Annotated in this window: 14 protein-coding genes; all 14 read left to right on the top strand. The window is 48.3% G+C overall.

Annotation, left to right across the window (positions count from 1 at the left end; all coding sequences use genetic code 11):
* The first annotated feature begins 27 nt into the window (after nt 1-27).
* The 14 genes from AC1DM9_RS14065 to rsmB all read left to right on the top strand — a co-directional run bounded on the left by AC1DM9_RS14065 (nt 28) and on the right by rsmB (nt 15,821).
* Nucleotides 28-2,811 (top strand): calcium-translocating P-type ATPase, SERCA-type, encoded by a 2,784-nt coding sequence (locus tag AC1DM9_RS14065; protein ID WP_477580539.1) that lies wholly within the window; start codon nt 28-30, stop codon nt 2,809-2,811.
* A gap of 121 nt (nt 2,812-2,932) precedes the next feature.
* Nucleotides 2,933-3,763 carry a diaminopimelate epimerase gene (gene dapF / locus AC1DM9_RS14060; protein WP_441886898.1) on the top strand — a complete coding sequence of 277 codons (831 nt, stop codon included), beginning with the start codon at nt 2,933-2,935 and terminating at the stop codon, nt 3,761-3,763.
* A gap of 30 nt (nt 3,764-3,793) precedes the next feature.
* Complete coding sequence (locus tag AC1DM9_RS14055) at nt 3,794-5,683, top strand: bifunctional homocysteine S-methyltransferase/methylenetetrahydrofolate reductase (protein ID WP_441886910.1); 1,890 nt, start codon at nt 3,794-3,796, stop codon at nt 5,681-5,683.
* A gap of 326 nt (nt 5,684-6,009) precedes the next feature.
* The gene (remA, locus tag AC1DM9_RS14050) at nt 6,010-6,270 is read left to right on the top strand and encodes an extracellular matrix/biofilm regulator RemA (protein ID WP_005548256.1); all 261 of its coding nucleotides are present in this window, start codon (nt 6,010-6,012) and stop codon (nt 6,268-6,270) included.
* Between the two features lie 13 nt (nt 6,271-6,283).
* Nucleotides 6,284-6,901 (top strand): guanylate kinase, encoded by a 618-nt coding sequence (gmk, locus tag AC1DM9_RS14045; protein ID WP_441886903.1) that lies wholly within the window; start codon nt 6,284-6,286, stop codon nt 6,899-6,901.
* Nucleotides 6,902-6,917: 16 nt separating this feature from the next.
* Entirely contained in the window at nt 6,918-7,127 is a 210-nt protein-coding gene (gene rpoZ / locus AC1DM9_RS14040; RefSeq protein ID WP_053375625.1) for a DNA-directed RNA polymerase subunit omega, read from the top strand.
* 267 nt (nt 7,128-7,394) lie between these two features.
* Nucleotides 7,395-7,655, top strand: a complete 261-nt coding sequence (locus AC1DM9_RS14035; RefSeq protein WP_477580537.1) for a hypothetical protein — start codon at nt 7,395-7,397, stop codon at nt 7,653-7,655.
* 24 nt (nt 7,656-7,679) lie between these two features.
* Nucleotides 7,680-8,225 (top strand): NUDIX domain-containing protein, encoded by a 546-nt coding sequence (locus AC1DM9_RS14030; RefSeq protein WP_477580535.1) that lies wholly within the window; start codon nt 7,680-7,682, stop codon nt 8,223-8,225.
* A gap of 111 nt (nt 8,226-8,336) precedes the next feature.
* Nucleotides 8,337-8,861, top strand: a complete 525-nt coding sequence (locus tag AC1DM9_RS14025; protein ID WP_076268265.1) for a YfiT family bacillithiol transferase — start codon at nt 8,337-8,339, stop codon at nt 8,859-8,861.
* 256 nt (nt 8,862-9,117) lie between these two features.
* On the top strand, nt 9,118-10,329 hold the full coding sequence (gene coaBC, locus AC1DM9_RS14020; RefSeq protein WP_477512361.1) for a bifunctional phosphopantothenoylcysteine decarboxylase/phosphopantothenate--cysteine ligase CoaBC: 1,212 nt from the start codon (nt 9,118-9,120) through the stop codon (nt 10,327-10,329).
* Nucleotides 10,329-12,821: a primosomal protein N' gene (gene priA, locus AC1DM9_RS14015; protein WP_477512343.1), complete on the top strand. Its 2,493-nt coding sequence runs from the start codon at nt 10,329-10,331 to the stop codon at nt 12,819-12,821. Before coaBC ends, priA begins: the two co-directional genes overlap by 1 nt.
* Nucleotides 12,822-12,863: 42 nt before the next feature.
* Nucleotides 12,864-13,349: a peptide deformylase gene (gene def / locus AC1DM9_RS14010; RefSeq protein ID WP_218639590.1), complete on the top strand. Its 486-nt coding sequence runs from the start codon at nt 12,864-12,866 to the stop codon at nt 13,347-13,349.
* A 4-nt stretch (nt 13,350-13,353) separates the two neighbouring features.
* Nucleotides 13,354-14,310: a methionyl-tRNA formyltransferase gene (gene fmt, locus AC1DM9_RS14005; protein WP_477512342.1), complete on the top strand. Its 957-nt coding sequence runs from the start codon at nt 13,354-13,356 to the stop codon at nt 14,308-14,310.
* A complete protein-coding gene (rsmB, locus tag AC1DM9_RS14000; protein ID WP_477512341.1) occupies nt 14,307-15,821 on the top strand; it encodes a 16S rRNA (cytosine(967)-C(5))-methyltransferase RsmB in 1,515 nt (504 codons plus the stop codon). Before fmt ends, rsmB begins: the two co-directional genes overlap by 4 nt.
* Nucleotides 15,822-15,859 lie beyond the last annotated feature (38 nt).

The raw sequence follows: 15,859 nt of genomic DNA, 5'->3' as shown, positions 1-15,859 counted from the left end.
CGGCATATTACAGGAGGGAGTTAAACCATGGAACAAATGAAATGGCATCAAATGGGGACAATTGAGCTGATTGACGCATTAGTCAGCTCCCCAGATCAAGGACTGACTACGTCGGCAGCGGCGCAACGTCTAGAAGAAAATGGAAAAAACGAATTGTCTGAGGGCAAGCGCGTCTCGCCGATTTTGTTGTTCCTTAATCAATTTAAGGATTTTATGGTACTCGTTTTAATGGGTGCAACGTTGATTTCTGGCTTGCTGGGCGAATATTTAGATGCAATTACGATTGTTGCGATCATTGCTCTCAACGCCGTACTTGGATTCGTGCAGGAATTTCGAGCCGAGCGCTCATTGCGGGCGCTTAAGGAATTATCCGCCCCGACAGCCAAGGTTATACGCGGAGGCGAGCTACTGACCGTTCCAGCGAAGGAGCTTGTGGCAGGCGATCTTATTTATTTGGAAAGCGGAGACCGCATTCCGGCTGATGTGCGGCTGCTTGAAGCCAATAGCTGCTATGTGGAAGAGTCCGCTTTGACGGGGGAGTCTGTCCCCGTTGGTAAGCACGCTGCAGCGATTGCAGAGGAAGACCTGCCTTTGGGTGATCAGCGCAACATGGGCTTCATGGGCACGATGCTCACAAGGGGAACTGCTCGAGCAGTCGTCATTCGTACAGGCATGGATACGGAAATGGGCAAAATAGCAGGACTTATTCAACAGACTGAATCGATGGAAACGCCGCTGCAGCATCGTTTAGAGCAGTTAGGCAAAATATTAATCGTTGTGGCGATCGGCTTGACGATTATGGTAGTTATTGCGGGTATTTTGCACGGCCAGCCAGCGTATGGCATGTTCCTTGCAGGTGTTAGCTTGGCGGTAGCAGCTATTCCAGAGGGGCTGCCAGCAATTGTGACCATCGCTTTAGCTCTTGGCGTACAGCGGATGATTAAACGGAAGGCAATCGTTCGCAAGCTGCCTTCGGTTGAAACATTAGGCTGCGCATCCGTTATATGCTCGGACAAAACAGGGACGCTGACACAAAACAAAATGACGGTTACCCATGTCTGGATTGGCGGCAGACAGCTTGAAGTGAGCGGAGAGGGCTACGTCCCAAATGGTGCAATTTATGAAGCTGGCAATGCGCTTGACATTAAGCATGATTTATCAATTAAACGTCTCCTTCAAGTCAGTGCCTTGTGCAATAACGCACAGCTGTCGAAGGTAGAAGCTGTAGATACGGGCAAGCGCAGAAACAAGGAGCAGCATGAAGAGTGGATACTTAAGGGAGATCCAACTGAAGGTGCGCTTGCTGTGCTTTCAGCAAAGCTGGGCTCCTCTTCCAAATCATTGGAGCCGCTATATAAACGGGAGAAGGAATTTCCATTTGACTCGGAGCGCAAACGGATGTCAGTTGTTGTATCGCACCAAGGCGGGCGGCTTATTTGCACCAAGGGCGCCCCTGATTTACTGATGGATCATTGCTCCTATGTTCTTTGGGAAGGGAAGGTCGTTCCGTTTACTGCAACGCTGAAGCGCAAATGCGCTGAAGCAGGCGAGGTTATGGCGCAGTCCGCGCTTCGTGTATTGGGACTTGCATACCGGGATTTGCGCGCATCCGACGCTTGTGAGACCGAAGAAGACGTAGAGAGTCAGCTTGTATTCGTAGGCTTGACTGGGATGATCGATCCGCCTCGCCGCGAGGTGAAAGAAGCGATTACGAACTGCAGGCGTGCGGGAATTAAGACCGTTATGATTACCGGCGATCATCAGCTGACAGCAGAAGCAATTGCAGGTCAACTAGGCATTATGCCGCGCGGAGGCATCGCAATGAGCGGCAAGCAGCTGGAGGCGATGTCCGATGAACAGCTCGACCGGCTCATAGACAATATTTATGTATACGCGCGTGTATCGCCAGAGCATAAACTGCGTATCGTCAAAGCGCTTCAGCGCCAAGGACATGTCGTTGCGATGACAGGCGACGGCGTAAACGATGCTCCAGCGATCAAAGCAGCGGATATCGGAATTTCGATGGGCATTACCGGAACGGATGTATCGAAGGAAGCGTCCGCGCTCGTTCTGAGTGATGACAACTTCTCGACAATTGTAGCTGCTATAGAAGAAGGAAGAGGCATATATGAAAATATCCGAAAATTTATCCGTTATTTATTAGCATCAAACGTTGGTGAGATACTCGTCATGTTTCTTGCGATGATGGCAGGATTGCCGCTTCCGCTCGTTCCGATTCAAATTTTGTGGGTCAATCTGGTCACGGACGGATTGCCGGCAATGGCGCTTGGCGTAGATCAGGCAGAAAAGGATTTAATGCAGCAAAAGCCTCGTTCGGCAAAGGAGAGCATCTTCTCCCGCAGGCTGGGCTGGAAAATTATAAGCCGAGGCATTCTGATAGGTGTATGTACGCTTGGCGCTTTCTGGATTACGCTTCAAGACGGTCCAAACAATGCTGCGCACCTAATGAAGGCGCAAACGGTAGCTTTCGCTACTCTCGTTATGGCACAGCTCATCCATGTATTTGACTGCCGAAGCTCGCGTTCCATTTTTCACCGTAATCCGTTCCAAAATAAATATTTGGTGCTTGCCGTATTGTCATCGCTAGTGTTGATGATCGGAGTGCTTTATATCGATGCATTGCAGCCTATCTTCAAAACCGTTCCACTTAACTTCCGTGAATGGTGTCTCGTCTTTGTAGCTGCGGGAATTCCTACTTTCTTAATGGGAATTGGCAGTGTATTCGGCACTTCCAAGAAAAATAAAGGTAAAACGAAATGGCCGTTAGGCCCTCAAACCGCGGCAAGATAACGAAAAAATACAAATCTTGATACAAATTATGAATAGCCTTTCTCCTTGCTTTGCGGTATGCTATTAGCAATTAATCATAGTTTTATCATACCTAGAGATGTAGCAAGGAGAGGGCATTCAGATGAATTTTACAAAAATGAACGGTTTGGGAAATGACTTTGTGGTGATTGCAGGCGAGCAGCAGCTTCCAGAAAATGTTGCGGAATTAGCTATACAGCTTTGCAACCGGTTTTTTGGAATCGGGGCAGATGGTCTCGTTTATATTTTGCCTTCAGAAATCGCGGATTTCCGTATGCGCATTATTAATTCTGATGGTTCAGAAGCTGAGCAATGCGGCAACGCCATTCGCTGCGTCGCTAAATATGTGTATGATAATGGCTTAACCGATAAAGAAGAGATTACAATCGAAACACTTGGCGCAGGCGCTCAAAAAGTGCAGCTTACCGTTCAAGATGGCAAAGTGTCATCTGTTCGTGTAGATATGGGAGAGCCGATTCTAAATGGCCTTCGTGTACCAACAACGATCGATGCGGAGCAAGTCGTTGAACATCCGATAAAGGTGGACGGTCGTGAATTCCGTTTTACCGCTGTATCGATGGGCAACCCTCACTGTGTCATCTATGTTGATGATGCTGTAAATTTTGATCTAGGCACTTGGGGTCCCAAACTTGAGACACATCCGTTATTTCCACGTAAAATAAATGTTGAGTTCGTTACGGTGAAATCCCGTACGCATACCGATATGCGCGTCTGGGAGCGCGGTGCAGGACCAACGCTAGCTTGCGGTACAGGCGCTTGCGCAACGGTAGTTGCTTCTGTACTCACTGGCGCAACAGATCGGACAGCAACGGTTTCACTCAAAGGCGGCGACCTATTGATTGAGTGGAATGAATCCGATAATCATGTATATATGTCTGGACCGGCTGCAGTATCATTCTGCGGCGAGTTTTAAGAGCAAAGTAAGATGGGTGGTATGAATATAATGAAACCGGATTTGAGGGAAGCGCTCCAGCAGCGTATCTTGACCGGGGACGGCGCGATGGGAACCTATCTATATCAGATGGGGTTCCCTGTCGGCGTTTCTTATGAGGAAATCAATACGAACCGTCCCGATGTAATTGAAAATATTCACCGTCGCTACTATGAAGCTGGCGCACGCGTAATTGAGACAAACACGTTCTCAGCCAATCTTGAGAAGCTCTCGAAATATGGCTTAGAAGACGAAATGGATGCAATTAACCGTGCTGGTGTACGCGCAGCTCGTGCAGCGATCGGCAATGATGCTTATGTTGTAGGCGCTGTTGGCTCCATTCGAGACGGCAAGCTGAAAAATTTACGAACAGCTAAAGTAATTGAAGCCTATCAGCGGCAAATGCATGCGCTGCTTGATGAGGGCGTGGATGGTCTTTTGCTGGAAACCTTCTATGATCTTGATGAAATGCTGCTTGCCCTTAAGATTGCTAGAGCAGCGTCGAATGTTCCTGTTATTTGCCAGTTTGCAGTCGAGGATGTTGGCCGCACGCAGGATGGGAATGGCATGAAGGGAGCCTTCGATTTACTGCAAGAAGAGGGCGCTGATATGGTTGGATTTAATTGCCGCAGCGGCCCGAATGGGATTATGAGAGCGATCGACTCGATAACGGGGCCAGTTGGCTTACCATTATCGGTATATCCGAACGCAGGTATACCCGACTATATTGATGGCAAATATACGTATCCCGCAGGACCTGAATATTTTGCAGAGACAGCCTTGCGCTTTGCAGATCGCGGCGCTCGCTTGATTGGCGGCTGCTGCGGTACGACTCCTGAGCACATTAAGGCAATTGCCGAGGCGCTAGATGGTTACGTTCCACAGCTCGGACAAGCAGCTGTTCATTCGGCTGCAGCAGAGAGAATTGTTGTAAAGCCAGTTGAGAAATCAGCTGATACAGTAGATGCTGCGCCACTGAAACAAACGGTGCAGGAGCCTAACATTGTAGATTTGGTTCAGAAGCGCCACACCGTCATTGTTGAGCTTGACCCGCCGCGTGATTTGGATATTCGCAAATTTATGGCTGGTGCTGCTGCTTTGAAGGAAGCAAAGGCGGATGCGGTTACGATGGCTGACAACTCTCTGGCTGTTACGCGAATGAGCAACATTGCACTCGCAGCGCTTGTCCAGGAGAAAGTAGGCATTCGTCCGCTCGTGCATATCGCTTGCCGAGATCGCAACTTGATTGGTACGCAGTCACATATGATGGGTCTTGATGCACTCGATATCGATCATGTGCTTGCTGTAACTGGAGATCCTGCCCGATTTGGCGATTTGCCGGATTCGAGCTCGGTTTATGACCTTACTTCCTTCGAGATGATTCGTATGATTAAGCAGTTGAATGATGGAACAGCCTTCTCAGGCAAGCCGCTTAAGCAAAAAGCGAAGTTTGTTGTAGGCGCCGCATTTAATCCTAATGTGAAGCATTTAGACAAAGCGGTCCAACGGCTTGAACGTAAAATTACTTCGGGTGCAGATTACATTATGACGCAGCCTGTCTATGACCCAAGCTTAATTGAGCGAATCGCAGAATCAACGAAGCATTTGTCAGTACCTGTATTTATCGGAATTATGCCGCTGGCCAGCGGACGGAATGCCGAATATTTGCATAACGAGGTGCCTGGTATCCAGCTATCTGATGAGGTTCGCCAGCGCATGGCGGGTCTTGAAGGGGAAGCGGGCCGAGCGGAAGGCGTGCAAATTGCAAAGGAGCTGCTCGACGTTGCTTTGCCGCATTTTAATGGCATATATTTAATCACACCGTTTATGTTCTATGATATGGGTGTTCAGCTTACCAAATACGTTTGGGAGAAGACTGAGCGTACACAACTAAATCGATAAAATAGATGCGAAAACAGCCTTTTTTTGCTTGTTTTCGCATTTTCGCTTGTTCGTTCGTGAAAAATCAATTAAAATGAATCATGGATACAGATGCCGCACATGTTCAGCGTGGTAAGGACAGGCTGCCTAAAATCGTTTATAATGGCTTCTAAAGCCTGTAACGGAAGTATGTCCGACACTTTTTTCGTCAACAATAGTGCAGTAGTTCTGTCGGTATTTGGCAAGAACGCGAACTTGTCGTATTCACATTTATAAAATATAAAAGGTATTTGAACATTTGTAGACAGATGCACAAGGGAAGACCGTAGGCGGAGGAGGAACGAGGCTTGGCTATTAAACTTATTAATATCGGATTTGGTAATATTGTATCTGCAAATCGCATTATATCAATCGTAAGCCCTGAATCGGCTCCGATTAAAAGAATCATTCAAGAAGCGCGTGACCGACATATGCTGATCGATGCTACATATGGTCGTCGCACACGGGCTGTAATTATTACGGATAGTGATCATGTGATTTTATCGGCGGTTCAGCCAGAAACAGTTGCGCACCGATTATCCACTAAGGACGACGATAACGACGAATAGTACGGGGAGTAATATGGATAAGGGATTGTTAATTGTATTGTCCGGCCCTTCAGGGGTTGGCAAAGGAACGGTTTGTTCGGTTCTTCGCAACAAGGTTCCTGAGCTGGTTTATTCTGTGTCGGCAACGACCAGGCTACCGCGTCAGGGTGAAGTAGATGGCGTGAATTATTTTTTCAAAAGCAGAGAGCAGTTCCAAGATATGATTGCGCGTGACGCACTTTTGGAGCATGCTGAATATGTTGGTAATTACTACGGTACACCGCGTGATTTCGTTGAACGAACTTTAGAGAGCGGCAAGGACGTTATTTTGGAGATCGAGGTACAGGGAGCGCTTAAGGTGAAACAAAAGTTTCCCGAAGGTATTTTCGTATTTCTGTTGCCGCCGTCTTTGGATGAGCTGAAGCAGCGAATTACCGGACGTGGTACTGAAACATTGGATACGATCAATAATCGCATGTCTGTGGCCGTTGAAGAAATGAATTTGCTCGGTCACTACGACTATGCGGTATTGAATGATGAGATAGATGCTGCATGCGATCGTATTCGCAGCATCATGATTGCAGAGCATTGCCGCAGAGAAAGATATTTACCTTACGTTTCGGGAATGGTTGCCGCAATTGAGAAAGCATGAGTGAGGAGAATGAACGATGTTATATCCGTCCATTGATGAAATGGTGAAAAAAGTTGACAGTAAATACACGCTTGTCGTAGCAGCTTCAAGACGCGCACGCATGCTTCGCAACGGAGACAAGTCGGAGCTTAAAAACCCGCGCTCCCGCAAGTATGTTGGTGTGGCACTAGAAGAAATTTACGGTGACATTCTCCAAGTGGAAAACCTAGCAACAAAAGAGGATTAAGATCTGTTTTATTATAGTAAACAGAACAGCGGAGTGTATACTGGAGACAGTATTACACTCCTTTTTCTTTTTTAATGCGCACAATTTTTGAAAGGAGCAATCCTGTGGATCCCATCTTTTTTACGATTATAATTATGGTTGTTTTCTTGTTTCTATTGTCATTTATTATCCGAGATTCGATAAACTCGTCTAAATTGACAAAGCAAGTGGAAATGCTTAATACAGAGATCCAAATGCTGAGGAAAGAAATCAAAGAGAACAAACATATTGTTGATAAGCGAGTTTGAGCAGGTCATAACGTTTCAAAGAGAGGCTGTGAGTGCGAGAATGATGGCAGATGAACAGGAACTCCGCGAAATAAAAGAGTCATTAGACAAGCTCGATGAACAGGTCAAGCGGATCGTTGCTAAGCCAAGACGCAAACGCTCAGGATGGATGAACTTTGTTATTGGCTTTCTTATTGTGCTTGTAGGGATTGGCATGTCAGTTGGAATCTTTGAATTTCTGAAAATGATGAATAACCAATAATAGTCGATAAGGACGAACATCAAAATGAACATAAGCCTGCAATCTTTTCCAACATTATCTAAAGGTATAGTATGGGGTTTGGTTGAAAATTGTTTCTCTCTTGATTACGAAGTGGCGGAAGAATCTGTTAGCAATATTAGCATCATACCTACGGTTGGCGATCAATATGTAGTCATGAAGCTAGATGACGGAAGATGGGAACTTGCCGGAGGGACTTTAGAGCCTAACGAGCACCATATGGACGCACTTGTTCGTGAAGTGAAAGAAGAACTTGGTGCAGAATTGGTTTCTTATACGTTGTTTGGCTGCTTTCAATGCCGCTCGTTTGCTGATGAGCCATATAGGCCGCATATTCCGCATCCGCATTTTGTGCGGCTAGTCGGCTATGGCGAGGTTAATCTGGTGGAGGCACCGCTTAATCCGCCAGACGGCGAGCAAGTCATTGCCGTTGATGTCGTGGATATTGGCGAGGCAGTAGGTAGGTTCGAGCAAATAGGCAGATATGATATTGCCGAGCTGTACAAGCTTGCTCATCAGTTAAGAAAAGCAGCGCTTAATCAAGGGAAATAAAACATAAATTACAGCTTGAAATGTGAATGGATTACTTAGAATTTTCTGCCGCATATGATATGATAGAAGCAGTGTTTGCAGGTGCAGGACGAATGAACAGGAGGGAACGGAATGGACAAATTACGTTATCCAATTGGCAGGTACTCGTTCGAGGGAATGACGGTTAAGCAGCGTGAACAATGGATTGTAGAGATTGAGAAGCTCCCAGGACAGCTAAGAGCAGCTTTGGCAGATTTGGATGAAGACATGTTGAATACGTCTTATCGAAGCGGCGGATGGAGCTTGCGCCAAGTAGTTCATCATTTGGCAGATGCATCGATGAATAGTTTCACACGATTCAAGCTTGCCCTGACGGAGTCCAATCCGACGATTAAGCCTTTTAACGGGGAACGCTGGGCAGAAACCGCTGACAGCCTGCAAGCATCGACAGATATCAGCTTAGCGATTGTAGAGGGTATTTATGCACGATGGGTATTGCTGCTTCGTTCAATGAATGCTTCAGATTTCGAAAAAATGTTCTATCATCCAGAGAAGGGCAGTCAAATTGGATTAGCTTATTTTCTTGGATTTGTAGCTTGGCATGGCAAACATCATGTTGCCCAAATTACAAGCTTAAGGGAACGCAAGGATTGGTAGTACAATTCGTAATTATCAATGACAAATAAAGTTACACATTTCAAATAATATAACATGATAAGCTAGATACTTATTATGCGGCTTATCATTTTATCGCGTAACGAGCTTATCTGCCATTGGGCGGCTTCTGCCGTTTGCATTTGAAATATAAAATTTGATGTTAACATATTGTGAAAGCAGTTTATATTTCATCATGAAACGGACTATTGCCGCCAAAGGATGGGTTTTGCTGTTTGCGCTTGACGGGAGATACACCATGCTAAAAGGAAAAACAATTATACTCGGCATCACAGGCGGAATTGCAGCCTATAAAGGCGCAGCGCTTTGCAGCAAGCTGGTGCAGGCGGGCGTTAATGTGAACGTCATCATGACTGAATCGGCAACAAAATTTATAACGCCGCTCACGCTGCAAACGTTATCTCGCAATCCCGTATATATCGATACGTTTGATGAGAGAGATCCTGCGGTAGTTTCTCATATTCATTTGGCTGATCATGCGGATTTAGTCGTCATTGCTCCGGCTACTGCTAACGCAATAGCAAAGCTAGCCGGAGGTCACGCTGATGATATGCTTAGCACAACGCTGCTTGCTGCTACTTGTCCGGTACTCATAGCGCCAGCGATGAATGTACATATGTATGAGCATCCAGCCGTTGTCCATAATTTGGAGCTGCTGGCGTCGCGCGGCGTGATGTTTGTTGAGCCTGGCACCGGGCAGCTCGCATGCGGCTATGTTGCCAAAGGACGCCTTGCCGAACCGGAAGATATCGTAGCTGCAATCGACTCGTGGTTTAGCAAAAACGGTAAGCTAAAAGGGAAAAAATTGCTTGTTACTGCAGGTGGAACGATTGAGCGACTGGACCCGGTAAGATATTTGACCAATGACTCGTCAGGCAAGATGGGCTTTGCAATTGCTGAGGCGGGGCTGATGATGGGCGCTGATGTAACTTTAGTTGCGGGCCGTACATCAGCAGAGCCTCCTGCAGGTGTGAAGGTCATTCGTGTGGAGTCCGCGCAGCAAATGCTTGAAGCTGTAACGAGCATCTATGACGACATGGATATTGTCGTGAAGTCGGCAGCGGTAGCCGATTATCGAGCGGTACATGTAAGCGATCAGAAGATGAAGAAAAAAGGCGAGAAGCTCGTACTCGAGCTAGAGCGTACAACGGATATTTTGGAGACATTGGGACAGCACAAGCAGAAGCAGTTTCTTGTTGGTTTTGCGGCAGAAACGGAGCAGATCGAGCATTATGCGATGGACAAGCTGCGCCGCAAGCATTGCGACCTCATCGTTGCTAATGATGTAAGCAAGGACGGAGCGGGCTTTAACGGAGATACCAATATTGTGCAGGTATATGGCGCAGAAGGACTCGTGGAGAAGATGCCGCTATTGTCTAAGCGTGAGGTTGCGAATCGCTTGCTGGAGTTGATTGCAGGGCGGCTAGTGTCTCCTGGAGGGAACGGCTAATGATTGCTAAAGTAATTGTTGACGTGCCGAGCCGCCAGACGGATCGGCCGTTTGACTATGAAGTGCCTGCAGCCTTTGAAGATTGGATTGAGGTCGGCAGCCGCGTTGGCGTTCCTTTTGGCGGCCGCGTCTTGCAAGGGTTTGTCACGGAACTGTCGGAGACGACCGATGTTGCTATAAATCGATTAAAATCGATTTCAGAGCTGCTCGATCATGTTCCACCTTTATTGCCGGATCTTATTGAACTTGCGAAATGGATGAGCGATAAATATTGTTGCTCATGGACGACAGCGCTTCAGGCTATGATTCCGGCAGCCTTGAAGGGAAAGGCTGAACGGCTGGTTGGCATTCAAGACGAAGAAGCAGCAATGGTGGATCTGCCGCCAGCTATGCTGGAGTGGCTAGGCAGCAGTGGACAGCTTGTTAAACTTGAAGTGCTGCTGGAGCGTTTTCCTGAGCATGCAAAGGCCGTCAAGGCTGCTCTTCGCGAAGGTGTGCTGGTCGAACAAACTTCAATTCGCGATCGACTTGCTGTACGCAAGGTGCTGACCGTATATGTGCCAGATAATGTGGAGGCTGTACGCGTACAGATGGAAGCCTTGCCTTCTCGTGCGGCTAAGCAGCGTGAAGTGCTTGCCTTTATGCTGGAGCATGGCGGACCACTGGCGCTGCAGCAGCTGCTCACTTTGGCAGGGGGCTCTGCGGCAAGTGTTCGTTCACTCGCAGAGAAAGGGCTGCTTGAGCTTAGAGAGGTAGAGCAGCAGCGCGATCCTTATGCGGGTAGAGAATTTGAACGAACGACTCCACTAGAGCTGACAGAAGGCCAGAAAGATGTTTATGACCGTATCGTTAGAGCAGTTGATGCAGGCGAGCCTCAGACGATGCTGCTGCATGGTGTAACGGGAAGCGGGAAAACGGAAGTTTATTTGCAGTCTATTCAATTTTGCTTGGAGCAGGAGAAGCAGGCCATTGTACTCGTTCCTGAAATTTCGCTGACGCCCCAAATGGTTGAGCGTTTTAAAGGACGGTTTGGCGACGCAGTTGCTGTGCTGCATAGCCGGCTTTCGAATGGCGAGCGATACGATGAGTGGCGAAAAATTCGCAGCCGCCAAGTTCAGGTAGCCATTGGCGCACGCTCCGCTATTTTTGCACCATTTGAACGAATTGGGCTTATTATAATTGATGAAGAACATGAATCCTCCTATAAACAGGAGGAAAGTCCGAAGTATCACGCTCGTGATGTGGCGGTCAGAAGAGCGAAGCAGCATGGAGCGGCAGTCGTTCTTGGTTCGGCAACGCCATCGCTGGAATCCTTTGCAGCGGCTAGCCGGCCGCTGTCTGCCCGGGACGAAGGCCGCGAGCCGGCATTGCTGCCAATGCCTAGCCGTGTAGGCGACAGACCGCTTCCGCCGGTTGCCGTTATCGACATGCGCGAGGAGCTGAAGGAAGGCAACCGCTCGATGTTCAGCCGCTTGCTGCACAGCTCGCTTGCTGATAGGCTCGAGCGCGGAGAGCAATCGGTGCTGCTTCTAAATAGACGCGGTTACTCAACATTTGTGATGTGTAGGTCTTGCGGCTATACTGCAGCTTGTCCCCACTGCGATATTTCATTGACCTATCATCAGAAATCACGGGCGCTGCGCTGCCACTATTGCGGGCATGCCGAGCAGGCCCCAACCACATGTCCTTCTTGTCAAAGCGAGCATATTCGTTATTTTGGAACTGGAACGCAGCGGGTTGAGGAAGAGCTCTCGAAGCTGTTCCCGGGCATTCGTGTTATTCGCATGGATGTGGATACAACTACAGAAAAGAATTCGCATGAAAAGCTTCTGAAGCAGTTTGGCGAGCGTAAAGCGGATGTACTGCTCGGTACGCAAATGGTAGCGAAAGGTCTTGATTTTCCTTTTGTTACTCTAGTTGGCGTAATTGCTGCCGATACATCGCTAAATTTGCCTGATTTTCGCGCAGCAGAACGAACGTTTCAATTGCTTACACAGGTTGCGGGACGTGCAGGCAGGCATCATTTGCCAGGTGAAGTCGTCATTCAAACCTATGCTCCCGAGCATTATGCAGTAGTGACCGCTCAGCAGCATGATTACACCGCTTTTGTAAGTGAAGAGCTGCGTCATCGCAGTGCAATGGGCTATCCGCCTTATTGCAGACTGATTCTCGTTACGATGTCTCATGAGCAGCTGCCGCTGCTATCTTCCATTAGTGAACGGTTTGCTTCTGATCTGCGAGAATTAGCGGAAAATGAAGGCGTCCTTATTTCGCTAAGCAGCGGTTTTGGTCGAGCGCTGGAGGTGCTTGGGCCAGTAGCATCGCCGATTTCAAGAATGAAAGATCGCTACCGTTTTCAATGTGTGATAAAATATCGTGGGAGTATCGATGCTTCGGCCCTTGTTCGCAAGGCACTCGTCCCGTTTACGGATGGTCCGCCGCAGCGCCAGGTGCAATTCAGTATTGACGTAGATCCACAAGTTATATTATAAATAGCTATTACTATTTTAATGAACGTAAAGGAAGGGAATACTATGAGTATCCGTATAATTGTAAAAGAGCCAGATCCAGTATTGCGGGAAGTGGCGAAGGAAGTAACGAAATTTAATGCAAACTTGCAAAAGCTGTTAAAAGATATGGCTGAAACGATGTACGATGCAGAGGGAGTAGGTCTTGCTGCGCCTCAAATCGGCATTTCGAAGCGTGTTATTGTAGTAGATGTAGGCGATGAGAATGGTTTGGTCGAGATGGTTAATCCCGTCATCGTAGAGCAAGAAGGAGAGCAGCTTGGTCCTGAGGGCTGCCTTAGCATTCCGAATCTTAATGGCGACGTGCTGCGTGCTGATCGCATTGTGGTAACCGGACAAGACAGCAGCGGACAGACGTTTACTGTTCAAGCATCTGGTTACTTCGCGCGCGCGTTCCAGCATGAAGTTGATCATTTGAACGGCATTTTGTTTACCGATTTGGCGGAGAGCATCTACGACATTTCGGAAAGAGCTAGAAAAGGCGGCGAATAGCTTCATGCGTATCGTATTTATGGGGACGCCAGAATTTGCCGTTCCCTCTTTGAAGCTGCTCCTTGAGCAGCAATATAATGTTGTCGCTGTTGTAACACAGCCTGATCGGCCGAAGGGCCGCAAAAAAACGCTGACGCCGCCGCCTGTAAAGGAAGCGGCGTTGTCGCTTGGACTGCCAGTGCTCCAGCCTGAGCGCATGCGCAGTGCGGAGGCGGTTGCAATGGTTGCTGAGATGCAGCCGGATCTTATCGTAACGGCAGCCTACGGCCAAATATTGCCGAAGGCGCTGCTGGAAATCCCTCGACTTGGATGCATCAACGTGCATGGCTCGCTGCTGCCGAAATATCGCGGCGGCGCACCTATACAGCGTTCGATCATTAATGGCGAGAGTTCAACTGGCGTGACGATTATGTATATGGCAGAAGGACTGGACACCGGCGATATGATTAGCGTCGTGGAGCTTCCAATTACCGATGAGGATACATCGGGCACGATGTTTGAGAAGCTGAGCATCGCAGGTGCTGAACTGCTTGGCAAGACGCTTCCTGCAATCGTTGCTGGAGAAGTAAAAGCCGAGCCGCAGCAGCATGAGCAAGCAACCTATGCACCGAATTTGACCCGCGATGATGAACGAATTGATTGGACAAGACCTGCGCGTGCCATCTTTAATCAGGTGCGAGGATTGTCGCCAATGGCCGGCGCCTTTACGTACTTAAACGGAGAAGTATTCAAAGTGTGGAATTGCGGAGTTCCTTCTGCAGCCACAGCAGCTAAAGCTGCTGCTGAGCCAGGAACCGTAGTTGCAGCAGACAGCAGCGGCATTCATGTTCAAACGGGTGAAGGCGTACTAGTGCTGAAAGAAATTCAGCCCGCTGGAAAAAGAACGATGACCGCAGCAGATTGGCTTAAGGGTGCTCGCTTAGAAGCGGGCACACGATTAGGAGATGGTGGAGCAGCATGACGGAAAGTACACAAAAACCAAGTCCAAATCGCAATAGCAGCAACCGAGCAAAAGGAAAATCCGGAGCGAAAGCAGGTCATAAACGACCTGCTGCCGGCGGGCAGTCTGCTCAAAATGGACAACAGCAGCCGGGGCCGCGCAAGGTGAAATCTCCGCGTGAGCTGGCAATGGATACATTAGTAAAGGTCGCACAAACCGGTGCATACAGCAATTTGCAGCTTAATCGCACATTGCAGGATGCAGGTTTGCAGAGAGCGGACGCCGGGCTTGTTACCGAGCTTGTTTACGGCACGATTCAGCGACAAGTGACGCTTGATTACTGGCTTAGCCGCTTTGTATCCAAAGGGCTGAATAAGCTTGAGCCTTGGGTACATCAGCTGCTTCGAATGAGTGCTTATCAGCTATTGTACTTAGATCGCATTCCGGCACATGCTGCTGTGAATGAAGCGGTTACGATTGCAAAGAAACGCGGACATTCCGGTATTTCAGGTATGGTTAACGGCGTGCTCCGCAGCATCGATCGCGGACGAGCTGAGCTGCAGCCAGCTGAAATTAAACATAAAGATCCAATTATGCAAATTGCGCTGCGGCATTCCTATCCAGAATGGCTAGTAAGCCGCTGGGCTACGGCATACGGTTATGAGCGGGCAGAAGCTATCTGCGCTGCGGGCAATGAGCATCCGCATACAAGCGTTCGCGCTAATACACTAAGGGGCAATCGTGAAGAAGCGATCGAGCTTCTAAAAGCAGCAGGATATGAAGCTGAGCCTTCTGTCATTGCTCCTGCAGGTATTACGATTAATCGCGGAGGCAATCTGGCTGATACGGACGGATTCCGCGAGGGTGTTTGGTCGGTACAGGATGAAAGCTCCATGCTGGTAGCTGAAATTGTAGCGCCAAAAGCCGGCATGCAAGTGCTGGATTGCTGCGCGGCACCAGGTGGAAAGAGCGCGCATTTGGCAGAACTGATGGGCGGCAAAGGCAAGGTGTGGGCGAATGATTTGCATGCACATAAACGTGATTTAATTGTGACGCAAACCGAGCGCTTGAAGCTGCGCAATGTTGAAGCGATTACCGAAGATGCTCTAAAATTAGGCGAGCGCTTCAAGCCGCAATCGATGGATGCCGTGCTGCTTGACGCACCATGCTCTGGATTCGGCGTTATTAGACGCAAACCGGAAATCAAATGGACCAAAACCGCAGGTGACGTATCGGATATCGCTGCCATTCAACAGCGTTTATTGCATTCTGTATGTGATTTAGTGCGCCCTGGCGGTGTGCTTGTTTATAGCACATGTACGATAGAGAAGGAAGAAAATGAGCAGCAAGTAGCTCGGTTTCTGCAGGAGCATCCTGAATTTGAATTGGATCGCAATTGGCCAGAGGCTATCGTTGATCAGTTGATGAAAGCTGGAGCCATCGATGAGCATTTTAATGGTCAAGCTCAGCTGCTTCCACAGCATTTTGACAGTGACGGATTTTTCATAGCAAGGATGGTAAAGCGTCCATAATCGCTGCTTATGGCTGAACATGGGCGTTTGTGGTAAAA

This window comes from Paenibacillus sp. 01T431 (assembly GCF_056398625.1).
The sequence above is the reverse complement of the archived record's forward strand: the minus strand, read 5'-3'. Positions and strand labels throughout refer to the sequence as shown.